This is a genomic window from Pseudomonas multiresinivorans, from assembly GCF_012971725.1.
Classification (GTDB): Bacteria; Pseudomonadota; Gammaproteobacteria; order Pseudomonadales; family Pseudomonadaceae; genus Pseudomonas; species Pseudomonas multiresinivorans.
The window spans coordinates 4063361-4087020 of sequence record NZ_CP048833.1; the positions used below are offsets into that span (position 1 = coordinate 4063361).

The following is a 23660-nucleotide window of genomic DNA, read 5'->3' on the forward strand; positions in this document are numbered from 1 at the left end:
GCCATCCGGCCCCAAGCATCAAGGACAACGCGTGCCGCCATTGGCGTTCGCTTGCGCCACCAGTTCGGCGAACTTGCGCACATTGGCCTGATGCGCGACCACCAGCCCGTCCACGGTGCTGTTGGCCGCCGTCTGCAGGCTGCTACGGCAGCTCAGCGGTTTGTTCGAGCCGGGCCGCTGCAGGCGCCAACGGGCATCGAGCAACGCGTACTGGCCCGGCACCGAATCGAAGCGTTGCACTTCCACGCGCAGCAACGCAGCGCCTGGCCCCGGAGCGCCCAGCTGGTCCTCCAGGGCATTGCGGAACTCGTCCACCAGGTTGGCACCCCACCACTCGGTTTCCAGGATCGACAGCCCGCTGCCGCCCTGGCGGACGACAATCTGCGAACGATCGACCTGCGGCGGCATCTCCACCCGCTCGACGCGTACCTGGCCGCCGGCCGGGCTGCCCGGCTGTGCGGGCACCAGCGTGTGGTAGTGGATCGGAGCGCTGCTGCAGCCCGACAACACGGGGAACAGTGCGGCCAGGAGCAGCATGGGCAGCTTCGGCATCTGAAGTCTCTCCTTGTACGCGAATCAGGGCTGCAGGTTGTCGGCGTTGGCGTTCTTCGGACGACCACGAATCAAGGATTCCGGGTGGCGACCGAGGTAGTCGGACAGGTCACGCAACGAGCGCGACATGCGGTCCAGCTCCTCCAGCGTATCGCTGAGTTTCTCCCGTTCCGGCGAGTTCTGTCCCAGAGCGGTATTGGCGTTGGCCAGCGTCGTGCGAACCTCCGCCAGCGTATTGGTCACGCCCGGCAGCGTCTGCGTATTGAACTGCTTGAGGCTGTTCTGCAATTCGCGCAGGTTGCCATCGAGGTTGTTGGCGATGCGTTCCAGCGGCAACTTGCCGATGCGGTCGACCACCGCCTGCAATTGTTCCTGGAGTTTCGCCAGGCTGCTGGGCACCGTCGGGATGCGCAGTGGCCGCGCGCTGGCGTCGAAGGCCACCGGCTTGGCGTCGGGATAGAAGTCCAGCGAGATGTACAGCTGCCCGGTCAACAGGTTGCCGCTGCGCGCCTGCGCCCGCATGCCGTGCTCGACGAAGCTGCCGATGACGCGGGTGACGCCGCCCTGGTCGCCCACGCTGCTGTTGAAGACCTTGAGCATCTTCTGGTGCACGGGCCCCAGGCGCTGCGGGTAGATCACCGCATCGACCACCACCGGGAAAATCTGCAGCTTCTCGTCGTAGTCCAGCTGGATGTTGGTGACCTTGCCGAAATCGACACCCATGAATTCCACCGGCGCGCCCACGCTCAGGCCGCGCATCGACTGGTCGAAGCGCAGGCGCAGGTACTGCGGCAGGCCGGTGGGCGGAGCCAGGGCATTGTCGCGGTCGACGTAGAGGTCGAAGGCCTCGTTGTCCTGGGCGGCGGCCGTTTCCTCGCTGCCCTCGGGCGTGCCGAAGGCCAGCCCGCCGACCAGCAGCGCGGACAGCGATTCGGTGTTCACCTTCAGGCCGTTGGCGCTGACGCTGACGTCGACGCCACTGGCATTCCAGAACCGGGTGTTCTGGGTCACGAAGGCATCGTTGGGCGACTCGACGAAGATGCCCAGGTCCACGCCCTTGCCATCGCTGCGCAAGGCGTAGGAAGTCACCTGGCCCACCGGAATCTTGCGGTAGTAGATAGGCGAGCCGATATCCAGCGAGCCCAGGTCGTCGGCGCGCAGGACGAAGCTCTTGCCCTTCTCCCCGTAGGTGATCGGCGGCGGCAGCTCCAGGCCGGTGAAGCGCTTCTTCGGCGCACTCGATTCACCGGCGTCGGCACCGATGAAATTGCCCGACAACAGCGTGTCGACGCCGGTCACGCCGCCAGCGCCGATGCGCGGGCGCACGACCCAGAATTTCGCACCCTCGGTGGCGAAAGACTCGGCCTCCTTGTTCAGCTTGACGCTGGCGGTGACGCTCTTCTTGTCCTTGGCCAGTTCGACGCCTTCGACCTCGCCGATCACCACGCTGCGGTACTTCACCTGGGTCTTGTGCGCGACCAGGCCCTCCCCCGTCCGGAAGGAGATCTCGATGGTCGGCCCCTGCTCCATCCAGTTGCGCACGATGAGCGAAGCGCCCACCAGCAGCGCCACGATCGGCACGATCCAGACCAGCGATACATTCCAGCGCCGCGTACGTACCTGCGGCTGTCCGGGGGCGGCGTGCTTAGGGGTGTCCTGCTCCATCGATCGGATCTCCGTCGTCCCAGATATGTCGTGGATCGAAACTCATGGCGGAAAGCATGGTGAGCACCACCACCATGCCGAAGAACAGGATGCCGGCGCGCGGCTCGATGGTGCCCAGTTCACGCATCTGCACCAGGGCCGCCACCAGCGCGACGACCATCACGTCGAGCATCGACCAGTAGCCGATCAGCTCGACGAAGCGGTACAGCTGCGAGCGCTGCCGCCGTGCCCAGTTGCTGCGGCGCTGGGCGGTCCAGAGCAGCAGCCCGAGGGAAAAGAACTTGATCGCCGGCACGCCGATGCTGGCAATGAAGATGATCAGCGCGATGTCCCAGGCGCCGCTTTCCCAGAACTCCAGCACGCCGCCGCCGATGGTGCTGTCGATGCCCTGGCCGAGCATTTCGGTATGCATGACCGGCAACAGGTTGGCCGGCACGTAGAAGATCAGCGCCGCCACCAGGTACGCCCAGCCGCGGGTGATGGCATCGGCCTTGCGCGGGTGCAGGGGGGCGCCACAGCGCTCGCAATGATGGCCGCCGCTGCGCGTATCGCAGGCGGCGCCGCAGCCGTGGCAAAGGCACAGATTCAGGTGAGCGGCGAGCGGGGGCGTTTTCATACCCGCTCCCAGAGATCGCGGATGTCCTTGCCGGCGATGTAGATGATCAGCACGCTCAGGGCGGCCATCGCCAGCAGGCCGATGCCGGGGATCACGTCGAGCAGGCCGGCCAGCTTGATCACCGCGACCATGGTGCCCAGCAGGCAGACCTCCAGCATGCTCCAGGGACGCAGGGACTCCAGCCAGCGCATGCAGCCGGCGAAGGCCGGCGCGCGGCGCCCGCCCAGGGCGAAGCCGAGCACCCAGATCAGCAGCGTTACCTGCAGCGCCGGCGCGAGGATGATGGCCAGCGCTGTCACCAGTGCGATGAAGGTGATGGGGCCGCTGCTCAGGATCATCACCGCGTCCCACAGCGTCGCCGAATTGCTCAGGCCCTGCATGCTGATGGTCATCACCGGGTAACTGTTGGCGAAAGCCAGCAGCACCGCGCCGGTCAGCGCCAGCGCCAGACGTTGCTGCACGGACATTGCGTTGTGCCGATGCAGTACCCCGCCGCAGCGCACGCACAGTGCACGCTGGTGTCGCTGCAACGGCTGGCGTTCGTACACCGCGTCGCAGTACTCACAGATGATCAGGTCGCTGGCTGCTGCCATGGGCGCTCTCGTGGTGAGCCGGCGCACGGCGCCGGCCAGGGAAATCGCTATCCACGACGAGAGCCTGGGCACAGGCTCTGGAGCGATCCACATGAAGTCAGCACAAGACTAGTCGAGGATTTTCGATGGCGGGGGTCGCGCGGCGAAATCGCACTAAAGAGAAAGTCGTTCCACACTCCCCTGCATAACGGCAGCCCGGCATTCACCGTCCATACTGCTCGGACGCCACTTCGACAGGGAGCCGCGTCGATGCTCGATTTTTTCCTCCACGCCTTGCGCGCCAACCCCGAGATTGCCGTGTTCCTGGCGATCTCCCTGGGGGTTCTGCTGGGGCGGATCCAGATCGGCAGCTTTCACCTGGGCTCGGTCGCCGGCGCGCTGCTGATGGGCCTGCTGATCGGGCAGATCGGCCTGGAAGTGCCCCATGAGCTGAAGTCGGTGTTCTTCGCGCTGTTCATCTATGCCGTCGGTTTCAAGAGCGGCCCGGAGTTCTTCGGCAGCCTCAATCGCGGCACCCTGAAGCTGGTACTGCTTTCCGTGGTGCTCTGCGCCACTGCCCTGGGCGTCATCCTCGGCATGTATCACCTGTTCCACTTCGACGCCGGCTTCACCGCCGGCCTGGGCGCGGGAGCACTGACCGACACGGCGATCATGGGCACCGCCAGCAGCGCCATCTCCCAGCTGGCCATCGACGATGCCGCCAAGATCCAGCTCAACAGCCACATGGCGGTGGCCTACGCCATCACCTACCTGTTCGGCACCATCGGCCTGATCGTCTTCGTCGGCAGCATCGCGCCGAAGCTGCTACGCGTCGACCTGCGCCAGAGCGCGCGCGAGCTGGAGCGGGAGCTGGGCATCGAGCGCGAAGAAAACGCCATCAGCATTCCCTACACCCGCATCGTCGTCCGTGCCCATCGTGCCCAGTCGGCGGCAGCGATCGGCCAGCGCATCGCCGCTGTCGAGGCGCTGCACGCCGCGCTGAGCGTGGAGCGGGTCATCCGTGGCGGCCAGATTCTCGAGCGCGACCCGCAATTGCGCCTGGAGAGCGGCGACATCCTCGGCGTCTACGCCCTGCGCGAAGCCGTGGCCGACCTCAACGACTGGATCGGCCCGGAAATCGACAACCCCGACAGCATGTCCTTCGCCACCCGCGATGCCGACATCGTCCTGACCTCGCCCCGGCTGGCCGGCAAGACCATCCACCAAATCAAGACGCTGCTGGTCGGCGCCGACCGAATGGGCTGCTACATCCGCTCCATTACGCGGCAAGGCCTGGAGCTGCCGCTGCTGCCCGACACCGTGCTGCGCCGTGGCGACGTCATCACTTTGGTCGGCCGCACGGCCAGCGTCGAGGCGCTGGCAGCGCAGATCGGCCGCATCCGGGCGAGCAATTACAAGAGCGATATCGCCATCCATACCCTGGGCATGGTCGTGGGGTCGCTGGTCGGCATGCTCTCCACCCACATCGGCATGATTCCGGTAGAACTGGGCATCGGTGGCGGCATGCTGCTCGCCGGCCTGCTGATCGGCTGGTACAACTCGCGACATCCCGAAGTGGGCGCCCTGCCCCCGGCCGCACAGTGGGCCTTCTCGGAGTTCGGGCTGACCGCCTTCGGCGCCGTGGTGGGGCTGCTGGCCGGCCCCGCCGCCATCGCCGCGATCCAGAGCCAGGGCGCGGCGCTGCTGCTCTCCGGCGCCCTGGTGACCATCATCCCGCCGCTGGTGACGCTCTACTTCGGCCGCTACGTCCTGGGGCTGCACCCGATGATCCTGTTCGGCGCCCTGGCCGGCGCGCAGACCGAAGCGGCCTCGATGAACAAGATCATCGAGCAGTCCGGCAGCAATACACCCGTCATTGGCTTCACGGTGTGCTACGCCATTTCCAACGTACTGCTGGCGGTGTGCGGTCCGATCATCGTCGCCGTCACGGCGGGCTGAGCCCGCCATCGATTCACCGGCTGCGTTGCGCTGTCGTCGGCCGGCTTCCCCAAGGAGGTCGAAATGCTGAAGTTCATCCGCACCACCATCGCCGGTGGGCTGCTGTTCATCCTGCCGCTGGTACTGGTGTTCGTCCTGGTCGAGAAGGCCATCCACCTGCTCGCGCCAGCGGTGCAGAAGCTCCTTCCGCTGTTCACCGGCTTCACCGCGCTGGGTGTCACGGAGATCACCCTGGCCTGCATCGTCCTGCTCGCTCTGCTGTGCTTCCTCGCCGGGCTGCTGGCCAGGACCCGCGCGGCCAGCGCGGCGCTGCAGACGCTGGAGGACCGGCTGCTGAGCAACCTGCCCGGTTACCCCCTGCTCAAGGACGCCGCCGCACGCTTCACCGGGATGGATGACGTGGGGGCGGCGAAGGTCGGCCTGGTGAGCGAGGATGTCGGATTTCGCTTCGCGCTGATCTTCGAGGAGCGCGACGACTGGCTGCTCGTCTACCTGCCGGATGGCGGACCAGCCGGCGGCACCGCCGGTGAAGTACGGATGGTTCCCGCCAGTTCGGTACGGATCACCGATATCCCCTGGCTGCCCCTGCTGGGCTGCCTGCGCCGGGGCGGGCTCGGCGCCCTGGAGTTGGCCGCCCGGCACATGGGCGAGGATGGCAGCCCGCGGCCCTGACGCGGGCCCCGCGCCGGGGGCTCAGCGCTCGCCGAGGAACCAGCGGTAGTAGGGATTGTCGCCGTCCTCCCGGACCACCTGCCGCGCCTCGCGGGCCCAGGCCTGCCGGTCGCCGCGATACGCACTCAGGCTCATGTCGTAGAAGCGCCGCAGCCTTGCCCAGTTATCGTCTACCGAGGCGCGAACCGAAGGCACGGCGTTCTCCAGGGGCGGCGCGGTGCGCAGGGCCAGCAGCGTCGGCAGGACACGGGCAATTTCCTTCGAGCGGACCCAGGGCGCGTACTCGATGCGCGGCTGGTCGTCGGTCACCGGCGCCGCATCGCCGGCGTACCGCACCAGGCCATCGCGATCGGTCACCCAGGTGGCGAGCAGTGCTTCGACCGAATCGATGCCGACCTCGCTCAAGGCCTGTGCCACGTCGGGCTGCTCGAAGCGCGCGCGGATACGCGTCACATCCAGGTGCAGGGGCCGCAGCGAGCCAACCAGGAGCATTTCGTGAAACTCGGTGGTCCAGAGCGTGGCATTGGGGAATACATCGATGAAGCTGCGCACCAGGGAGCGGCTTTCCTCATCGTTCTGCGTCGGCAACGGCAACCACTGGGCGACTATCCCGCCCTCTTCCAGACGCGATGCCGCCAGCTCATAGAAGTCCCGCGAGTAGAGGTTGACCACCCCGGCAGCCGAGGGCGGCGGCGGTTCGAGCGTGATCATGTCGTAGCGTTCGGTGCTGCGCAGCAGTTCACGACGACCATCGCGCAGGCGGATATCCAGACGTGGGTCATGGATCGCGTCGAAGTTGCCCTTGAAGCGAGGGGCGGCGGCCAGTACCTCGGGCAGCAACTCGGCCACCACCGGGTGCTGCAGGTCGCGATAACGCAGCATCGCGCCTGCGGTAATGCCCGTGCCGAAACCGATGACCAACGCAGAACGCGGCTCGCCGTTATGGATCAGTAGCGGCAACAGCGCTTGCAGTCGCATGTAGCGCAGCGACGGCATGGCATCGCCGGTGTTGGAAACGCCCTGGATGTAGAGGCGGCTGAAACGGTTGTCGCCCCGGCCCTGCTCGATCACCGCCACAGTGCCGCCGCGACCCTCGGCATAGAAGCTGATCTGCCCGTTGCGCGCCCCCGGCATCAGCTGCGCCAGGTGCTGCGGTGGTGTCAGCGCGCCGATGGCCAGCGTCAGGACCGCGACCATGGCGACGCCAATGCGCAGGACCCTGCCCACGCCATCCCCCCGCCAGACTGCCAGCAGGCCGATGAGTGCAGCCAAAGCTCCGAGGACCGCCAGGGTACGCACCAGGCCGATCCCCGGCACCAGGACGAAACCGGTCAGCATCACGCCGACGATGCCGCCCAGGGTATTGAGCGCCACCACCATGCCCACATCGCGGCCCACGTGCTGCTGGTCCACCGCCAAACGCAGGGCGATGGGGAATGCCGCCCCCAGCAGGGTCGTCGGCAGGAACACCACGCACAGCGCGGCCACGGCGAAGCGCGCGCACATGCCCGCCAGTTCGGTGCCACCGGCCTGCAGCACCAGCCATTCGGCACGGGTCTGCAGGGCGACCAGCCAGGCACCCAGCCCAGCGACCTGCAGGATGGCCAGCAACCCGGCCGCCGCGATGAGCAGGCCGAACAGGCCCCAGGGGTCGCGAACGCGGTCCGCGCGCCGGGCATACAGGGCGCTGCCCAGCACCAGGCCGCAAAGATAAGTGGCCAGCACCACGGCGAAGGCAAAGGTCCGGGTGCTCATGAACTGGACGATGGATTGCGTCCAGACCACCTCGTAACCCAGCGCGACGCCACCCGCCACGCAGTAAAGGGCGATGGCCAGGCGCGCCGCCTTGCTGCGCGGAGCGGCCAGCGATTCACCTTCGATCACCGGCGTGGCGGGCTCGCGCCGCAGCGTCAGCGCGCCTGCGGCAGCGATCAGATTGAACACAGCCGCCGCAAAGGCGCTCGCCAGCACGCCAAGCATCGGCAGGAAGACGAACGCCGCCATCAGCGTGCCGGCGATGGCGCCAGCGGTATTGGCAGCGTAGAGACCGCCGCCCGTGCGGCCCATCTGCCCGTCGGCGGGCTCCACGGCGCGCACCAGCACCGGCAGCGTGCCGCCCATGAAGAATGCCGGCACGCCCACCAGCACCAACGGCAGCGCCCAGGCCAGGATGCCGAACGCTTCCTCCAGAAACGCGAAAGCGCTGGCGGCATTGGCCAGCGCCACGGTGGACGCGACGGCCAGCAGCGCCACCAGAACCTCCAGCGCCGCATAGAGTCGCAGCGGCCGCGCCAGCCGATCGGCGAGCCGCCCGAAAGCCAGTCCTCCCAGCGCCAGCCCGGCGAAGAAGGCGCTGATCGCCGTGGTCACGGCGTACACCTCCACACCGACCACCAGCGACAACTGCTTCACCCAGAGCACCTGGAACACCAGCGCCGCACCGCCGGAAGCAAACAGCAGCAGAGCCGGCATCCACATGGCCAGCCGGCGCGGAACGCCAACGGCAGCCTGTCTGGCGGGGCGAGCATTCATGGTCGACGAACTGACAGGTGACGGCATCGGGACAACCTTGTCGAACAGAAGAATCCCCGCGACAGCACGGCTGTCGCGGGGATTGAGGTGGGCAATGCCGGAGCGACGCCCAATGCGTGGATCACTACTTGCTGCCCTGCTTCATCTTCGCTTCGATCTTCGCGTCCACATCCTTGCGAATCTGGTCGATGCTGAAGCTGGCCGGGCGCTGGCTCGGCGGGTAGTCGACGAAGGTCTGCAAGAAGGCCGCCGCCTTGCGCGTGCCCTGGAACAGCAGGTAGTCGTTCTTGGTCAGCCAGTCGTAGTACTGGTCGGAAACCACGTCCGCCCGCTCGTAGGGGTCCATGCGCAGGTTGAATAGTTTGGGTACCCGCAGGCAGGTGAATGGCTCGCTCCAGACCTGCAATCCGCCGGGAGCACGCTGCTCGCACCAGACGATCTTCCAGTTATCGAAGCGCATGCCCACCAGTTCAGCTTCGTCGTTGAAGTAGTAGAACTCCTTGCGCGCGCCCTTGTCGGTCTTGCCAGTCAGGTAGTCCAGTTGGTTGTAGCCGTCCAGATGCACCTTGAAGCTCTTGCCGCCGAGATCGGCGCCCTTGAGCAGGCGTTCCTTGATGTCGGTGTCACCGATGGCGGCCAGCAGCGTCGGGAACCAGTCCAGCCCGGAGAACATCTGCGTGGAAACGCTGCCGGGCTTGATGTGGTTCGGCCAGCGGATCATCGCCGGCACGCGATAGGCACCCTCCCAGTTGGAGTTCTTTTCGTTGCGGAACGGTGTGGTGGCGGCGTCTGGCCAGGACCATTGGTTAGGCCCGTTGTCAGTGGTGTAGACGACTATCGTATTGTCGGCGATCTTCAGATCATCCACCGCCTTGAGCAATTTCCCGACGTCGCCGTCGTGCTCGAGCATGCCATCGGCGTAGTCGTTGCCAGGCATGCCGCTCTGGCCCTGCATCGACTCACGCACGTGGGTGAAGGCATGCATGCGCGTCGTGTTCATCCAGACGAAGAACGGCTTGTCGGCCTTGACCTGCTTGTCCATGAAGTTGATCGCAGCCTGGGTGGTGTCGTCGTCGATGGTCTCCATGCGTTTGCTGGTCAGCGCACCGGTATCCTCGATCTTGCCGTCGGCGGTGGCCTTCAGCACGCCACGAGGTGAAGCGGCCTTGGTGAAGGCCTCGTCATCCTTGGGCCAGTACGGACGCTCGGGCTCTTCCTCGGCATTGAGGTGGTAGAGGTTGCCGAAGAACTCGTCGAAGCCGTGCTTGGTCGGCAGGTACTCGTCGCGGTCGCCCAGGTGGTTCTTGCCGAACTGGCCGGTGGCATAGCCGTGGGCCTTGAGCGCCTGGGCGATGGTGACATCGCGGTCCTGCAGACCGACCGGCACGCCCGGCATGCCAACCTTCGACAGCCCGGTACGCAGGATCGTCTGCCCGGTGATAAAGGTCGAACGCCCCGCGGTGCAGCTGTTCTCCGCGTAGTAGTCGGTGAACATCATGCCTTCCTTGGCGATGCGATCGATGTTCGGTGTCTGGTAGCCGACCACTCCGAACGAATAGGCGCTGATATTGGTCTGGCCGATATCGTCGCCGAAGATCACCAGGATGTTCGGTTTGTCAGCAGCGCTGGCGACCGTACACCCCACTATCGCGGTCGCCGCGAGGGCGAACTGCGATAACCATCTTCCCGTGCGCTTCATTGTTGTCTCTCCATTCCAGTTTCTCATCGTTTGCCACGACTGCGTCACTGGAGATACCGACTGCTCGACTGGAGATCCCCGTGCCCCTGCGGTTTTCACTTGTTGGCCTTACTGATCAAACGGATAGATCCGCTTCCACTCCTTTGCCATGTCCACTACCACCCAGTCCCTGCTCTTCGCCACGTCGAGCGCCTTGTCCAGGCGCCCGACCTTGCTCTCTCGGTCATAGGCCCACTCCCGTGGGGCATCGGTGTGGTGCACCAGGCCGGCAAAGCGTAGACCCTTGCCAACGGTCGTCCACTGCAACATCTGCAGGTCGCCGTCGGAGTTGCCGAAGGCCAGGATCGGCCGGCGGCCGATGATGCTGTCGATGCTCTCCGGCTTGCCGGGGCCGTCGTCGTTGTGCACCAGCTTGGGCAGGCGCTGGATCGACAACTTGCCGTCGCGATCCTCGAAGCGGCTGCCCAGGGTGGTGCCGATCACCTGCTCCGGAGGAATACCGTAGACCTCCTCAGCGAAGGCGCGCATGAATGCCACTTCGCCGCCGGAGACGATGTAGGTCTTGAAGCCGTTGGCCCGCAGGTAGCCCAGCAGCTCCAGCATCGGCTGGAACACCATCTCGGTGTAGGGCCTGTGGCTGCGCGGGTGCCTGGCGCTGGCAAGCCAGCGGCGGGCGTTGGCGATGAAGTCCTCGGTACTCATCCCCGAATGGGTGGCGGCGACTATCTCCAGGATGCCGTTCATGCCGCTGGCGGCGAGGGTCTTCTGGTCGCCCTCGAGCACCGCCTTGAACGGCTGCTTCTGCTTCCACTCCGGATGCTGCGGCGCCTGCCGCTTCACCTCGTCCAGGGCGAAGAGCACCTGGAAGTACATCGGCTGCTCGCTCCACAACGTACCGTCGTTATCGAACACGGCGATGCGCTCGGCCGGCGGCACGAAGTCCTTGCCGCCCTCGTGGGTCACGGCCTCGACGAACTCGATGATCGCCTGCCGCGAGGGCCCTTCGTTCCACGACGGCAACGCGTCCGCCGCCTGAACCAGCAGCGGCAGGCAGAGCAGCAGGAGCATCCAACGGGCAATCGGTCGCGCAAGGTACGAAGGCATGTCACATCCCTGGATCACGGATTCAAAGGTTTGAGGGCATGGGCCGGCGGGCTCGTCGGCTTGCCGTGGCCCATCTCCCGATGGATTACCGGCAACGCCTGTATCAGTTGGGCGGTCGCGCTACGCGCCTGCGCATCGGCCCGGCCGTAGCGGGCCCTGAGAAACGCTAGCAAAGAATTGCCAGGCTTGACGGAACCATCAGGCACTGCCGTGCTTAATTCACGACATCCGGTTGTCCGCCGCAGCCACAGGTACAGGGCACCGAGTTGCGGCGGGTCGCCCTTGAGCTGGGAGCGAACCTGGCGCCAGGCGTAGCCCGGCGATTCGCACCATGCCTGGCGGCGGCGTTCGATGGCATCCATCACGCCGGTACGCAACGGCGCGCCCCACCTATACGCGGCGTAACCCGCGCCCACCAGCACCGCCACTAACACAGCCAGCAGCAACCAGTGACGGGCGATACGCAATTGGGCATGGCGCCCCAGTTCGCGCAGGTCGTCGCTGATGGAGAAAGGCGCCTTGTAGACGGCCGCAGCCTGAGCCGACAGCTCCAGCGCAGGGACCGAAACAGTACGTTCTTCCCCGCTGTCCGCCGCCCACCAGTGCAATTCGATGGGCGGCAGCTGGAAATCACCGGCCTGGTTGACCACGTAGGTGACCGCGTCCATGCGCTCACCGCCGCTGCTGCCGCCACGCCCATCGCTCAAAGCCTGCACTGTCGGAGACTGCACGTAGCGGCGCAGCCCCTCTACCTCGGCGAAGGCCGGCGCGGGGATCAGCATGGCCTGGGCGTTTTCGGCGGTGATGTGCAGGCTGCGGGTCACTCTGTCGCCCACCCGCAGTGGCTCGTGGGAAGCCTTGAGCTGCTGGGTGATCTGCACCTGGCTGGCGACCAGGCGCTGACCGCCTTCGGCAGCAACGCCCGCGGGGGCCTTGGCGGTGAAGTGAAGCGGCTGGCTGGTGATCTTCACCGGACCGCTGCCCTGCCCTGGCTGCACCTGGATGTCCAGCGCAGGCAGCGTGAACTCCCCGGCATTCTGCGGGGTGATCTGGTAGCCGTAGCGCAGGCCGAAGAACGGCTTCCCGGCGATCTTCTCGTTGAGGTGGGCAGCCTCGCTGCTCGGCTCGGAGACCACCGCGCCGGCGACCTTCAGCGCGGGCAGCTGCGGCGGCTGGGCAAACCAGGTGTCCACCAGCAGATCGACCTGCAGCGTGAGCGTCCCACCGACCAGCACCGAATCGCCCGGCAGCAGTTGGGTACGGACCTTCACCTCCGGCTCGGCGGCCAGCCCCAGCAAAGGCCAGCACAGCAACAGGCAGAGCAGCGCGCGCCTCATGATCCCGCCCCCGTCGCCGCATCCTGCAGCAGAAACTTGCGGCGCAGGAACTGTGCCGGCGAGGTGCTCAGGTTGTTCAGCCACTGCTCGTCCGAGTCGGCCTTGGCGCGTGCGCGGGGCACGCTCTTGCCCTTGCCAGCGGTATTGTCGAAGACCTCCTGGTCGGGCTTCTCGTCGGGCGGGCCGGCTTCCTGCTGGTCTTCGCGGTCCTTCTGCAGGGCCTGGGCCAGCGCGAGGTTGGCGGTGGCGGCTGGAAAGTCCGCCTGGCGCTGCAGCGCCTGACGATAAGCGTCGATGGCCTGATCGAACTTCGACAGGCGCACATAGGTATTGCCCAGGTAGAAGTACGCCTCGGACGAATCCAGCCGGGCGAAACTGCTCAGAGCCAGCGGGTAGTCTGCGGCGCGATAAGCGGCCAGCCCCTTCCAGAACGGGTCACGGAAATGCGCAGCCGCCTGCGGATAATGGCCGTGCTCGAAAGCCCAGCGCCCCTGCTGGTCCGCCGTAAAGAAGGCATCGGCCAGCGCGCCGGCACGCGCCGGTTCCGGGGCACCACTCAGCCCGGCGGCGAGCAACAGTGCGCTCATCCAGTGCACCTTCCAGCCCTTGCGCACGCTCAGCAGCGAGAGCAGCAAAAGCGGCCAGCACAGCCAGTATCCGGCGTCCTTCCAGTGCAATTGCTGTTCGTCCCCCTGGGCCGCCTGGAAATGTTGCTGGGCGTGCAGTTCGATCCAGTCCAGGTCGTCGTCACCCAGGGTCAGGCTGCCCAGCGGCGCATCCGCCGCCTCCGCGAGGCCCTTCAAGGCGTCCGAGTCGAAGCTGGCCAACAAGGGGCGGCCGGCGGCGTCCTGCTGGCCACCGTCGAGCAAGCCGCCATCCTGGCTGCCCACCGCCAGCACCAGCACTTGCAGATCACTGCCGCGCAGGGCTTTGTCGATAGCGTCGAACTGCTGCTCATCAGCGCCATCGGTCAGCAACACCAGGGTGCCCGGCGACTGCTCGGCGGCCAGCAGGCGCTTGGCGATCTCGATGGCACCCAGCGCGTCCTTGCCGCTGCGCTGGATAAGGCCGGGGGACAGCGCCTGCAGGAAGCTGTCGAGCAAGCCGCCATCGTCGGTGGCGGGCAGCACCAGGTGTGCGCTGCCGGCATAGGCGATGAGCGCCGTCGGGCTGCCCGGCCGCCGCGCGATGAGGTCGTGGAGCTTGTGCTTCACCGCCTCGATGCGTGACGGAGGAACATCGCTGGCGGCCATGGAGGGCGACAGGTCCACCGCCAGGATCAGCGGCGCGCGGTTCTCCAGGAAGGCCGGGCGGTCCTGCTCCCAGGTCGGCCCGGCCGCCGCCACGCCACCTAGCACCAGCACGGCGCCGAGCAGCTGCACCGGGCGCACACGCTGGCGGTCGGTGGGCGTGATCACCAGGTGCTCCAGCAGATGGGGTGCAATGATGCCGTCCAGGCGGCGGGCCAGATCGTGACGCCGGCTCCACAGCAGCGGCAGCAGCACTCCCGGCAACAGGAGCAGCAACCACCACGGCCGCAGGAAATGGAAGGCACTGAGGTCGATGTCCATCAGCCCTCCACTTCCCGGCTGCCACGCGAATCGCCTGGCACGGCCAATCGTCCGGCGATGGCCGCCAACAGGTGCGACAGCACCAGCAACGCCAACGCAGCGCCAAGCGGCACCCAGAACAGGTCGCGCTTGGGCTGGTGGCTGAGGGTCTTCACCTGGTGCGGCGTGATCTGGTCCAGCGTCGCGTAGACGGCCTTCAACGCCTCGCGGTCGCCGGCTCGGAAGTAGCGGCCGCCGGTGCTGTGGGCGATATCCTGCAACGTCTTCAGGTCCACCTTCGACTCGCCGCTGGCCGCGGGGTCGCCAATGCCGATGGTGTGCACCACCACACCGCGCTCATGGGCCATGGCCGCCGCGTGGCTGGGCGTGATGGCGCTGGCAGTGTCGTTGCCGTCGGTGAGCAGGATCAGCACCTTTTCCTGTTCCGGCGCGTCCTTGAGCAGCTTGAGCGTCAGGCCGATGGCGTCGCCCAGGGCGGTGTTCGGCCCCGCCATGCCGATGCCGACTTCGTCCAGCAGCATCAGCAGGCTGGCGTGGTCCAGCGTCGGCGGCGCCTGGGCGAAGGCGCCGGTGCCGAAGACGATCAGGCCGATACGGTCATCCTTGCGCTCGCCGATGAAGTCGCGCACCACGCCCTTGACGATGCTCAGGCGGTCCACCCGCTGGCCACCGGCATCAAGGTAATCGTTGGTCTCCATGGACTGCGAGATGTCGATGGCCAGCATCAGGTCGCGGATCGGCTGCACCCGCTCGATGGGTTTCTCCACCAGCACCGGACGCGCGCACGCCACCAGCACCAGCCCCCACACCAGCAGGTTTAGCGGGAGTTGCCAGCGCCCGCCGGCGGCTCCGCCGCGGCTGGGCTCCTGGCCCACGGCGCGGCTCATGGCGGCGAAGAACGGCACCCGCAAGGCGCTGCGCGATTCCCGGTAGGCCGGCAGGTAGCGCCAGGCGAGCCAGGGCAACGGCAGCAGGAGCAGCAGCCAGGGCAGATCAAACTGCCACATGGTGCACCTCGATCCATTCCCGGCAGACGGCCAGCAGGGCCTGAGCCTCCTGCTCGCCCAGCGCCTGGACGCGCGCATCCGGCGCATAGGCCAGCATGGCCAGCCGCTGATCCAGATCGGCCGGCAGCTGCGCCGGGCTGCGGCCTTGCAGATAGCTGCGCCAGGCGCTGCCACCCAGCGCCGCCGTCGCATCGCCACCGGGCATCGACAGTGCCACACGCTTGAGCAGCGAAGGCAGCTGGCGCAGCGCGGCAAGACGACGTTGCGGGTCCGCCAGGGCCGCACCCAGATCATCCAGGAGCAGCAGCGCCTCGCGCCGATAGCGGTCACGCCGCCATCGCCGGTAGCGCCATAGCGCCCACGCGGCAACGGCCGCCACGAGCAGCAGGGCGAGCACCGCCCAGGCCCAGGTCTGCGGCCAATAGCTGACCAGCGTCGGTGGCGCCGGCAGTTCCTGGAGCTGGTCGATGCGCGGGGTGCTCATCGTGCCAGGCGCCCCAGCTCGCCGCGCAATTGCTCCAGGCTGTCGCGGCCGCTGCTGAACATCATCAAGGGCACCTGGCTGCGGCGCAGCAGGGTCGCCACGTCCTTCAGGCGGCCGGATAGGAACTCACCCAGCGGCCGGTGCACCTGGCGCCGGCCAACCTCCAGCTCCACCTGCAGTTCGCCCTGGGTCACGGTCACGCGGCCGCGGTCCGGCAGGCGCAGGGCAATGGGATCGAACACCTGCAAGGCCAGCACGTCGTTATGCGAGCTCAGCTGCCGCAGAAGCTGGAGCGTCTGGTCGGTCACACCGGCAAAGTCGCTGATGATCACCACCAGGCTGTCGTGCCCCGCTACCCCCAGGCATTGGCGCAGCGCCCGGTCGAGCTGGCCGGGTGCATCGTCGTCGCTGCGGGTGGCTTGCAGTGCATGGTTGTGCCGCACGATGGCCGCGCACAGCGCCTCGACTCTGGCCCGGCTGCGCAGGGGGCGGATGTACTCGATCTGACGGTCGCCGAACACCAGGCCACCGACCCGGTCACCCGCCTGCAGAGCCATCCAGGCGCCGAGCGCGGCAATCTCCGCGGCAGTCACGGACTTGAAGCTGCGCTTGGAACCGAAATACATGCTCATGCGCTGGTCCACCAGCAGCAGCGTGGGACGGTCGCGCTCCTCGGTATAGCTGCGCACGAAGGGCTTGCCGTAGCGCAGCGAGGCGCGCCAGTCCAGATGGCGCAGATCGTCGCCAGGGTTGTACTGGCGCAGCTCGTCAAAGCTCAGCCCCCGGCCGCGCAGGCGCGCCGCATGGCTGCCGGAGAGGATGCTGGACAACGGTTGCCGCGACAGGAAGCTCAGGCCGCGCACGCGATGTTCCAGCAGCATCAGCTGCTGCAGCGAGGCGTAGACGAAACCATCGGCGACCGGCTGCTGATCCGCCATCGACGCCCTCCTCCTCAGGCCGGAATCGCGACTTTGTCGAGCAGCCGGTCGATCACCTGATCGGCACCGACGCCATCGGCCACCGCGTCATAGGACAGCAGCAGGCGATGACGCAGAACGGGATGCACGACAGCGCGTACATCATCGGGCGTGACGTAATCATTGCCGGCCATCCAGGCGTGGGCGCGGGAAACGCGGTCCAGGCTGATGCCGCCGCGCGGGCTGGCGCCGACCTTCAACCAGCGGGCCAGGTCGGCGTCATAGTCGGCTGGGCGGCGGGTGGCATGGATGAGGTCGATCAGGTAGTGATCGATGGCGTCTGAGACATGCACATTGCCCACTTCCCGGCGCGCCGCGAACACGGCGTCCTGGGCAAGCGGCGTGATCTCCAGCGGCTCGGCGCCGGACTGCTGGCTGCGCTCCTCGGCGCGCACCAGCTGCAGCACGCGGGACTCGTCTTCGACCTTGGGATAGTCGATCAGCAGCTTCATCAGGAAGCGATCCATCTGCGCCTCCGGCAGCGGGTACGTGCCTTCCTGCTCGATGGGATTTTGCGTCGCCAGCACCATGAACAGGCCCGGCATGCGGTGCGTCTGTCCGGCGACGGTGATCTGCCGCTCTTCCATGGCTTCGAGCAGCGCCGCCTGCACCTTGGCCGGCGCGCGGTTGATCTCGTCGGCGAGGATGACATTGCCGAACAGCGGCCCCGGCTGGAACCTGAGCTGGTTGCCCTGCTCGGTCTGCTGGAGGATTTCAGCGCCGGTGATGTCCGACGGCAACAGGTCGGGGGTGAACTGCACGCGGCTCATGCGCGCATCGAGGTGCTTCGACAGCGCCTTGACGGTGCGGGTCTTGGCCAGCCCGGGCAGGCTTTCCAGCAGGACGTGACCATTGGCCAGCAGGCCCAGCAGGATGTGGCGGACGGTTTCTTCCTGGCCCAGCACCTGGGCCGATACGGCAGCCTCCAGACCCGCAATTTGTTCACGCATGGACACAGGCATTTTCCTTGTTCGGTCGATTCGTTTTCCCTTACTGATGGCGTGCCCGAACCCCACTCCAGACACACTGCCGTGCCACCGCTTGCGAGGTAACACTAGCAGCCGAGAAACGTTTCGCCATAGTGGCCACTGTCGTGAAATGAATCTGCTTTAAGGGAGAAATCTGCTCCTCGCGTTTGCACAACCGAATGCAGCATCTAGGCTGGATTACGTCACCGCGCAAGCCTCGGGGGAGTTCAGCGGTGCCGGGGAAAAGCGCCATTGCGGAACGCGATTCAAAGCGTGCACCCAAACGCTTTGGCAGAGGAAGCCACATGCATGAGTTGCCTGCAACACGCCGTCATTCACCTGCTGCAGCTGTCGCCTTGTCCATCCTGATACTGCTCAGCCCCGAAGCCCATGCCGCTGATCTATTGATCTACGAAGCCGGCCAGGAAGGTAACGGGCTGGCCAATGCTGGCGCTGCTGCCCTGGCGCGAGACCCGAGTGTGCTGATGAGCAATCCAGCAGGTATCACTGAGTTAAAGGGCACTCAGGTCAACGTCAATGGCCAGGTTATTTTTGGGCACTATCAGTTCTCTCGCGACGGTGATAATCAGTTCAGCGGTAATGAGGGCGGCAACGCGCTGGAGTATCTGCCCGGTGCCAGCTTCTTCATCAGCCACCAAATCGACGATCGCAGCGCCATCGGCTTCGGTACGTACGGCAACTTCGGACTGGCCGTGGACTACGACGATGACTGGGCAGGCCGCTACTTCACACAGGAGTCGACCCTGATTGGCGTCTCCTTTCAGCCGACCCTTGCGCACAAATTCACCGACGACCTGTCCATCGGTATCGGACCGCGCCTCGTCTATGGCTACTACCGTACCGAAGTGGCAGTGAACAACAGTGTGTTGGGCCTGATTGACCGCCCGGACGGCCAGCTTCGTTACAAGGACACCGATGTCGCTGCAGGTTTCAACATTGGCCTGCTTTACCACCTCAGCGCGCGGACGCGCCTGGGCCTGGCATACACCAGCAAAGTGAAGTTCGAGTTCGAGGATCGCCCTGAGCTCAAGAACATCAACAATCCGCTGCTCAACATCGCCCTGCGCCGCACCAGCGTCGACCAGCTGGAGCTGGACATGAATATCCCCCAGACCGCTCTGTTCAGCGTCGCTCACGACCTGGACGCCCAATGGACGTTGCTCGGCAGCCTTGGCTGGCAGGACTGGAGCGACTTCGGGAAGATCGGTGTCGAAGTGGACACCGACAACACCGGTACCAGCACCACGGTGGATCGCCAGTACAAGGACTCCTGGCATGCTTCCCTGGGCGCCCAGTACCAGTACACCCCGCGGCTGCGCTGGAGCATGGGCGTGGGCTACGACAGCGCCATGCTCGACGACGATGATCGCACCGTGGACAACCCAGCCGGCGCGATCTGGCGCCTGGCTACCGGAGTCAACTACGACCTGGGTGATGGCATGGATGTACACGCCGCCTATACGCTGATGTGGCTGGGCGACCTCGACGTTGAGCAGACCAAGTCACGATCCGGCAATACCCTGTCGGGTACTTACAAGGACGCCGCCCTGCATGTACTGGGCGCCGGCGTTACCTGGCGCTTCTAGCAACGGATCTTGGATTTCGAAACCAACCTACCAGCAGTCTGGAACACAAGGAGCAACTCCATGCAGTTGAAGTCGTTAGCGGTCTCGCTGTGCCTCACATCCCTGGTGCTGTCCGGCTGCGCAAGCAAGTACGTCGAGCCAGAGAATTACTCCGGTTTCCTCAAGGACTACAAGGTCCTCAAGGAAGAGAAGTCCCCTTCCGGTGCGCCGGTGATGCGCTGGATCAAACCCGGTATCGACGTCAGCCAGTTCACCAGCGTGTACGTCGAGCCGAGCCAGCTCTATCCGCAGCCACAAGCCAGCGAGAAGATCCCGCAGAGCACCCTGGATGGCATCACCAAGTACTATGACCAGGCGCTGCAGACGCAGTTTTCCAAGGCCCTGCCGCTGGCCAGCGGCCCCGGCCCGGGCGTGCTGATCGTGCGTCCGGCGATCACTGCTGTAAGCGCCTCGACCAAGGGCCTGCAGCCCTACGAAGTCATCCCCATCGCCCTGATCGCCGCCGGCGTCAGCACCGCCACCGGTATCCGCGACCAGGACACCAGCATCGCCACCGAAGCCGCCTTCCTCGATGGCAGCAACGGCACGGTGGTCGCCCAGGTGGTCCGCAAGGGCGCCGGCACCGAGCTGGAAAACTCCTCCCAGGTCATGACCGCCAACGACGCCAAGGCCCTGCTCGATGGCTGGGCGCGGGACATGGTCAAGTCCTTCGAGCAGTTGAAGCACAAGTAATACCCGACGAGTCCAGGAAGGACGCCGCCAAGCATCTGCTGGAGCAATGAAAAAGGCCGCCTTGTGGGCGGCCTTTTTCATACATAACAAATTGATTATTAAACATATTTTAAAAAATAAAACATAATATCCCCCACAAAATCCCCCACTTCATTTCCCCTAAGAACGGATCGCTCAGAACACAGCCGGCGTACCTTCAGCTCGCACAGATCGGCTCTGCTTCGAAAAAATTTCAGTCCTACATCACCGAAGTGAAGATTCCCCAGTGAACCTTCACTGATCCGCACATACGGTGATACAGGGAGCAACACCTTGATGATTTGTCCCGCCTGTCGATCTGCAAAGGTCGTGACACGTGATTTTGGCAAGAGAATAGGCAGCGTTGTCGGTGCCATTGGCGGCGCCAGCAGCGGCTTTTCCGGAGCATTGGCCGGAGGCGAAGCTGGCGCCAGCTTTGGATCCCTTGGCGGACCACCAGGCATGGCGCTGAGTTGTATTGCCGGTGCTTTCCTTGGCGCACTAGCCGGAAGCGTCGCCGGCTGCGTGGCCGGGGCCACCATCGGCAAGCAGCTCGATGAACACGTGCTGCAAAACCACCGATGTCTGAGCTGCAAGCACAGCTTCAGCCTCTCCTAGCCTCCTCCCTCGATCTCATTCATTTCGCCGGCCCTGCGTCTCGCGCAGCGCTTTGGCCTGCTTTTGCTCAAAGGAAACTCACCATGGCTCATCTCGTCGAACAAATGGCTTATGTGGGCGATACGCCCTGGCACGGCCTGGGCAACCAGCTCCCTCAAAAGCAACCTATTGAAATCTGGCAACGCGAAGCCGGCATGGACTGGCAAATCCAGGAAAGCCCAGTGCACTTCAAAGCCGATGCCGTCGGCCATCTGGGCAGCGTCCACTCTTTCCCCGAACAGAAGGTGCTCTACCGCTCCGACACCAAGGCTCCCCTCTCCGTCGTCTCGCAGCGCTACCAGGTCGTTCAGCCCAAAGAGGTGCTGGAGTTCTATCGCGACCTGACTGAGGTATCGGGCTATGAACTGGAAACGGCGGGTGTGCTCAAAGGTGGCCGCAAATTCTGGGCACTGGCGCGCACTGGTCAGCACACAGCCCTCAAAGGCAATGACCAGGTGAATGGTTACTTGCTACTCGCCACCTCGTGCGACGGGACACTTGCTACCACTGCCACGCCGACGACCATCCGCGTTGTCTGCAATAACACCCTCACCATTGCCTTGGATGGCACCTCACGGGCCATCAAGGTTCCGCACAACACTCGCTTTGACTCTCAGGCGGTGAAGAAGCAACTCGGCATCTCTGTCTCGCAGTGGGATGAGTTCATGTACCGGATGCGTCACCTGGCGGAACGCAAGGTGCGTCCGAGAGAGGCCACGAGCTTCTTCCTGGACGTGTTGTGCGATGTTGCGCCTACGACGGACATCCCCGAAAAGCTCGCCAACGAGCGGGCACTTCGCAGGGTGCATGAGCTGTATGACGGGGCAGGCCGCGGTGCCAAGCTACCCGCGGCGGAGGGAACAGCGTGGGGACTGCTCTGCTCCGTCACTGAGTATGTGGACCACGAAAGGCGGGCGCGCAGCAATGAATATCGCCTGGACTCGGCGTGGTTCGGACAAGGAGCGGTGCTGAAGCAGAAGGCGTTGGATGCTGCCTTGGAGCTTGCAGCTTAGCTACAGGCAATTGACCTTAGCGCACTCGAAACAGCGGGGTCATCCAGGGCTATCTACAACCCCGCCTCGCGAAGCAAATCTGAAGGTTTGCACTGAATAGCGACAGCTATTCGGCAGATGTTCAGGAACGTAACGTTTCGCTCGCCACGCTCGATTTTCCCCATATGCGAGCGATCAATCGAAGCAGCATCGGCCAGAGCCTCTTGCGACAACTCAAGGGCAAGGCGACGCGCTCGGACAGCTGCGCCGAGCTTCACGAGGTCCCCGTCTTTGTCTTGGATCGCAGAGATTCTTGCCATGGCAAAAATCGTCAAGCTATGATGACAATAAGACCACGGTATTTACGACCCATTTCAAGAGATTGCCGCTACCGAAGCGCAGTGCATCTGCGCCGAGTTAGCTCTCGCAGTTATTACTTTCCCCTTCTAACTCCTACCCAAAAGGAGCCTGTCATGCAGGACGCAAGCTCTACCCTCGACACCTCTTGGCACTATGAACAAAACGGCGAGCGTAAAGGCGCCGTCTCCCAGCAACAGCTCATCGGCCTAATCCAACAAGGCGAACTCACATACGGTTCTCGCGTCTGGAAAAAAGGTATGGCTGATTGGATGCAGATCGAGCAAACCGAACTGCGCGAGCATCTGGAGGATGTAGCCCCGCCGCCGCTGACCGGCAGCAGCGTGAATAACAAGATCGTCTGGCTGCTGGCCTTCGCTCCGTTGATTGGCTACCTGCTGGAATCGTTTGTGGCTGGGCTGTTCACCGGCAGTGAAGCGCAGTGGGAACGCGCCATGGCTGCGAACCGCTACTGGTACGTCACCCTGGCTCTGAACATCGCCTTGTCGGTGCTCGACTCCCAGCGCCTTAAGCAGGCCGGTCACGACGTCAGTCGCTTCAAAGGCTGGGTGTTCGTCGTGCCGGTTTACCTCTATCAGCGCGCCAAGCTGCTGAACCAGAACCTCGCCTACTTCATCACCTGGATCGTCTGCTTCTTCATCAGCATCGGCGCACACCAGGGCTAGCCTCACCCTCACTTACGAGAGTTACTCCATGAAAATGATCAGAGCGATAGCGCTGCTGTCCAGCCTTGTCGTGTGCGTGATCGAAACCAGCGCCGTAGCAGGCACCTACGAATGGACCACCGGTTATGCCCAGGGTGTGCAGGAACACCTGGTCGACGATGGCAATGGGAACGAGCTGAACATCTCCTGCCCAGACGATGATGAAAGTGCCGTCAGCGCCTACGCCACCATTGGTGGCAAGCAGTATTCGTCCAACGACAACGGTGGATTCGATGTCATTGTCGACGGTACGGCCTACAGCAATCCCTTTTTCACCGACTGCCACGTGTGCGGCAGCAACTTCCCTAGCTTTTGGACCGCACTGCGCAAGGCGAACAATCTTCAGCTCCGCGCGGAGGGCAGGACTGTGAAGCTGCCCACCAAGAATCTTTCTAAGGTTCTGCAACCGCTGAACAGCAAGAAAAACCTTTGCCGCTCCGCCTGGTAACCCAGAGTGGATTGCTGGAAAACATCTTTCACAGGATGAAGACGATGAAGAAGTACCTGACTGTCGCGCTCCTAGTCGCGGTCATTGCGGGATGCGGCTCTGAGCCGCCCGTTACCGTTGAGCTTGGCAGAAACTCCGTCTGGGGCGGACCGCAGATTCGCATCACCGCCCGCGAGGACAGCGTCACGATCAACAAGGTGCAGATCAATCGAGGTAACTGCCCCGTCAATGTCCAAGAGCGCCTGCCGTACAAGCTCGCCTTTGGTGAGCTGTTGAAGGCAGACGCACCGTCTTGTCAAAAGGTAGTTGAGGTCTCTCTCTCCACCAGCGAAGGGGACTACAACTTCAGTTTTGACAGTTAGTCCGCGCCTTATCACTGAATGGCCCGAGCGGTTTTCCCGCTCGGGCT

General features: G+C 64.7%; 23 protein-coding genes. 8 read left to right on the forward strand and 15 right to left on the reverse strand.

From position 1 onward, the window contains the following. Positions 1-18: 18 nt before the first annotated feature. Genes G4G71_RS18360 through G4G71_RS18375 form a run of 4 tightly spaced genes read right to left on the reverse strand, consistent with a single transcriptional unit; the run spans position 19 to position 3426 of the window. Positions 19-552 (reverse strand): PqiC family protein, encoded by a 534-nt coding sequence (locus tag G4G71_RS18360; RefSeq protein WP_169939445.1) that lies wholly within the window; start codon positions 550-552, stop codon positions 19-21. Positions 553-576: 24 nt separating this feature from the next. Further along, entirely contained in the window at positions 577-2217 is a 1641-nt protein-coding gene (locus tag G4G71_RS18365; protein WP_169939446.1) for a PqiB family protein, read from the reverse strand. Beyond that, a complete protein-coding gene (locus G4G71_RS18370) occupies positions 2198-2833 on the reverse strand; it encodes a paraquat-inducible protein A (protein ID WP_169939447.1) in 636 nt (211 codons plus the stop codon). Before G4G71_RS18370 ends, G4G71_RS18365 begins: the two co-directional genes overlap by 20 nt. Continuing rightward, positions 2830-3426, reverse strand: a complete 597-nt coding sequence (locus G4G71_RS18375) for a paraquat-inducible protein A (protein ID WP_169939448.1) — start codon at positions 3424-3426, stop codon at positions 2830-2832. Before G4G71_RS18375 ends, G4G71_RS18370 begins: the two co-directional genes overlap by 4 nt. Positions 3427-3675: 249 nt before the next feature. Between G4G71_RS18375 and aspT the strand changes: the two genes are divergently transcribed. Then, positions 3676-5364 (forward strand): aspartate-alanine antiporter, encoded by a 1689-nt coding sequence (gene aspT, locus G4G71_RS18380; protein ID WP_169939449.1) that lies wholly within the window; start codon positions 3676-3678, stop codon positions 5362-5364. Positions 5365-5427: 63 nt separating this feature from the next. Beyond that, positions 5428-6036, forward strand: a complete 609-nt coding sequence (locus G4G71_RS18385) for a DUF502 domain-containing protein (RefSeq protein WP_169939450.1) — start codon at positions 5428-5430, stop codon at positions 6034-6036. A gap of 21 nt (positions 6037-6057) precedes the next feature. Here the strand turns inward: G4G71_RS18385 and G4G71_RS18390 are convergent, their stop codons facing one another. The 9 genes from G4G71_RS18390 to G4G71_RS18430 form a co-directional block, all read right to left on the reverse strand. Continuing rightward, entirely contained in the window at positions 6058-8568 is a 2511-nt protein-coding gene (locus tag G4G71_RS18390; RefSeq protein ID WP_240964805.1) for a fused MFS/spermidine synthase, read from the reverse strand. Between the two features lie 124 nt (positions 8569-8692). Then, complete coding sequence (locus tag G4G71_RS18395) at positions 8693-10267, reverse strand: arylsulfatase (protein ID WP_169939452.1); 1575 nt, start codon at positions 10265-10267, stop codon at positions 8693-8695. A gap of 108 nt (positions 10268-10375) precedes the next feature. Beyond that, complete coding sequence (locus G4G71_RS18400; protein ID WP_169939453.1) at positions 10376-11371, reverse strand: HAD family hydrolase; 996 nt, start codon at positions 11369-11371, stop codon at positions 10376-10378. Positions 11372-11385: 14 nt separating this feature from the next. Continuing rightward, a complete protein-coding gene (locus G4G71_RS18405; RefSeq protein ID WP_169939454.1) occupies positions 11386-12708 on the reverse strand; it encodes a BatD family protein in 1323 nt (440 codons plus the stop codon). Beyond that, a complete protein-coding gene (locus G4G71_RS18410) occupies positions 12705-14279 on the reverse strand; it encodes a VWA domain-containing protein (RefSeq protein WP_169939455.1) in 1575 nt (524 codons plus the stop codon). Before G4G71_RS18410 ends, G4G71_RS18405 begins: the two co-directional genes overlap by 4 nt. Further along, positions 14279-15286, reverse strand: coding sequence for a VWA domain-containing protein (locus G4G71_RS18415; protein ID WP_169939456.1), 1008 nt, complete (start codon positions 15284-15286; stop codon positions 14279-14281). The genes G4G71_RS18410 and G4G71_RS18415 overlap by 1 nt, the downstream gene beginning before the upstream one ends. Further along, positions 15273-15770: a DUF4381 domain-containing protein gene (locus tag G4G71_RS18420; RefSeq protein WP_169939457.1), complete on the reverse strand. Its 498-nt coding sequence runs from the start codon at positions 15768-15770 to the stop codon at positions 15273-15275. The genes G4G71_RS18415 and G4G71_RS18420 overlap by 14 nt, the downstream gene beginning before the upstream one ends. After that, positions 15767-16708 carry a DUF58 domain-containing protein gene (locus G4G71_RS18425; protein ID WP_169939458.1) on the reverse strand — a complete coding sequence of 314 codons (942 nt, stop codon included), beginning with the start codon at positions 16706-16708 and terminating at the stop codon, positions 15767-15769. Before G4G71_RS18425 ends, G4G71_RS18420 begins: the two co-directional genes overlap by 4 nt. 14 nt (positions 16709-16722) lie before the next feature. Further along, entirely contained in the window at positions 16723-17697 is a 975-nt protein-coding gene (locus tag G4G71_RS18430) for an AAA family ATPase (RefSeq protein ID WP_240964806.1), read from the reverse strand. Positions 17698-18020: 323 nt separating this feature from the next. On the opposite strand from G4G71_RS18430, the gene G4G71_RS18435 reads away from it, so the two are divergent. After that, positions 18021-19322, forward strand: a complete 1302-nt coding sequence (locus G4G71_RS18435) for an OmpP1/FadL family transporter (RefSeq protein ID WP_169939460.1) — start codon at positions 18021-18023, stop codon at positions 19320-19322. 60 nt (positions 19323-19382) lie between these two features. Further along, the gene (locus tag G4G71_RS18440) at positions 19383-20054 is read left to right on the forward strand and encodes a DUF3313 domain-containing protein (RefSeq protein WP_169939461.1); all 672 of its coding nucleotides are present in this window, start codon (positions 19383-19385) and stop codon (positions 20052-20054) included. A 98-nt stretch (positions 20055-20152) separates the two neighbouring features. On the opposite strand, the gene G4G71_RS30115 is transcribed toward G4G71_RS18440, so the two are convergent. After that, on the reverse strand, positions 20153-20614 hold the full coding sequence (locus G4G71_RS30115) for a hypothetical protein (protein ID WP_169939462.1): 462 nt from the start codon (positions 20612-20614) through the stop codon (positions 20153-20155). A gap of 159 nt (positions 20615-20773) precedes the next feature. Here G4G71_RS30115 and G4G71_RS18450 point away from each other — a divergent pair, with 159 nt between their 5' ends. After that, complete coding sequence (locus G4G71_RS18450; protein WP_138526763.1) at positions 20774-21742, forward strand: DUF932 domain-containing protein; 969 nt, start codon at positions 20774-20776, stop codon at positions 21740-21742. Between the two features lie 53 nt (positions 21743-21795). Here G4G71_RS18450 and G4G71_RS18455 read toward each other — a convergent pair whose 3' ends face one another. After that, positions 21796-22041 carry a helix-turn-helix domain-containing protein gene (locus G4G71_RS18455; RefSeq protein WP_119561246.1) on the reverse strand — a complete coding sequence of 82 codons (246 nt, stop codon included), beginning with the start codon at positions 22039-22041 and terminating at the stop codon, positions 21796-21798. A gap of 153 nt (positions 22042-22194) precedes the next feature. On the opposite strand from G4G71_RS18455, the gene G4G71_RS18460 reads away from it, so the two are divergent. The 3 genes from G4G71_RS18460 to G4G71_RS18470 are packed head-to-tail and all read left to right on the forward strand — an operon-like array spanning position 22195 to position 23613. Continuing rightward, positions 22195-22764 (forward strand): GYF domain-containing protein, encoded by a 570-nt coding sequence (locus G4G71_RS18460; RefSeq protein ID WP_138526762.1) that lies wholly within the window; start codon positions 22195-22197, stop codon positions 22762-22764. A 28-nt stretch (positions 22765-22792) separates the two neighbouring features. Beyond that, complete coding sequence (locus tag G4G71_RS18465) at positions 22793-23251, forward strand: hypothetical protein (RefSeq protein ID WP_169939463.1); 459 nt, start codon at positions 22793-22795, stop codon at positions 23249-23251. Positions 23252-23295: 44 nt separating this feature from the next. Further along, complete coding sequence (locus G4G71_RS18470; protein WP_138526760.1) at positions 23296-23613, forward strand: putative periplasmic lipoprotein; 318 nt, start codon at positions 23296-23298, stop codon at positions 23611-23613. The last annotated feature ends 47 nt before the right edge of the window (positions 23614-23660 follow it).

Bases quoted from the DNA above. Each gene is read 5' to 3' on its own strand.
- G4G71_RS18360 (WP_169939445.1), bottom strand. From the start codon at position 552: ATGCCGAAGCTGCCCATGCTGCTCCTGGCCGCACTGTTCCCCGTGTTG.
- G4G71_RS18365 (WP_169939446.1), bottom strand. From the start codon at position 2,217: ATGGAGCAGGACACCCCTAAGCACGCCGCCCCCGGACAGCCGCAGGTA.
- G4G71_RS18370 (WP_169939447.1), bottom strand. From the start codon at position 2,833: ATGAAAACGCCCCCGCTCGCCGCTCACCTGAATCTGTGCCTTTGCCAC.
- G4G71_RS18375 (WP_169939448.1), bottom strand. From the start codon at position 3,426: ATGGCAGCAGCCAGCGACCTGATCATCTGTGAGTACTGCGACGCGGTG.
- aspT (WP_169939449.1), top strand. From the start codon at position 3,676: ATGCTCGATTTTTTCCTCCACGCCTTGCGCGCCAACCCCGAGATTGCC.
- G4G71_RS18385 (WP_169939450.1), top strand. From the start codon at position 5,428: ATGCTGAAGTTCATCCGCACCACCATCGCCGGTGGGCTGCTGTTCATC.
- G4G71_RS18390 (WP_240964805.1), bottom strand. From the start codon at position 8,568: ATGAATGCTCGCCCCGCCAGACAGGCTGCCGTTGGCGTTCCGCGCCGG.
- G4G71_RS18395 (WP_169939452.1), bottom strand. From the start codon at position 10,267: ATGAAGCGCACGGGAAGATGGTTATCGCAGTTCGCCCTCGCGGCGACC.
- G4G71_RS18400 (WP_169939453.1), bottom strand. From the start codon at position 11,371: ATGCCTTCGTACCTTGCGCGACCGATTGCCCGTTGGATGCTCCTGCTG.
- G4G71_RS18405 (WP_169939454.1), bottom strand. From the start codon at position 12,708: ATGAGGCGCGCGCTGCTCTGCCTGTTGCTGTGCTGGCCTTTGCTGGGG.
- G4G71_RS18410 (WP_169939455.1), bottom strand. From the start codon at position 14,279: ATGGACATCGACCTCAGTGCCTTCCATTTCCTGCGGCCGTGGTGGTTG.
- G4G71_RS18415 (WP_169939456.1), bottom strand. From the start codon at position 15,286: ATGTGGCAGTTTGATCTGCCCTGGCTGCTGCTCCTGCTGCCGTTGCCC.
- G4G71_RS18420 (WP_169939457.1), bottom strand. From the start codon at position 15,770: ATGAGCACCCCGCGCATCGACCAGCTCCAGGAACTGCCGGCGCCACCG.
- G4G71_RS18425 (WP_169939458.1), bottom strand. From the start codon at position 16,708: ATGGCGGATCAGCAGCCGGTCGCCGATGGTTTCGTCTACGCCTCGCTG.
- G4G71_RS18430 (WP_240964806.1), bottom strand. From the start codon at position 17,697: ATGCGTGAACAAATTGCGGGTCTGGAGGCTGCCGTATCGGCCCAGGTG.
- G4G71_RS18435 (WP_169939460.1), top strand. From the start codon at position 18,021: ATGCATGAGTTGCCTGCAACACGCCGTCATTCACCTGCTGCAGCTGTC.
- G4G71_RS18440 (WP_169939461.1), top strand. From the start codon at position 19,383: ATGCAGTTGAAGTCGTTAGCGGTCTCGCTGTGCCTCACATCCCTGGTG.
- G4G71_RS30115 (WP_169939462.1), bottom strand. From the start codon at position 20,614: ATGGTGGCCCCGGCCACGCAGCCGGCGACGCTTCCGGCTAGTGCGCCA.
- G4G71_RS18450 (WP_138526763.1), top strand. From the start codon at position 20,774: ATGGCTCATCTCGTCGAACAAATGGCTTATGTGGGCGATACGCCCTGG.
- G4G71_RS18455 (WP_119561246.1), bottom strand. From the start codon at position 22,041: ATGGCAAGAATCTCTGCGATCCAAGACAAAGACGGGGACCTCGTGAAG.
- G4G71_RS18460 (WP_138526762.1), top strand. From the start codon at position 22,195: ATGCAGGACGCAAGCTCTACCCTCGACACCTCTTGGCACTATGAACAA.
- G4G71_RS18465 (WP_169939463.1), top strand. From the start codon at position 22,793: ATGAAAATGATCAGAGCGATAGCGCTGCTGTCCAGCCTTGTCGTGTGC.
- G4G71_RS18470 (WP_138526760.1), top strand. From the start codon at position 23,296: ATGAAGAAGTACCTGACTGTCGCGCTCCTAGTCGCGGTCATTGCGGGA.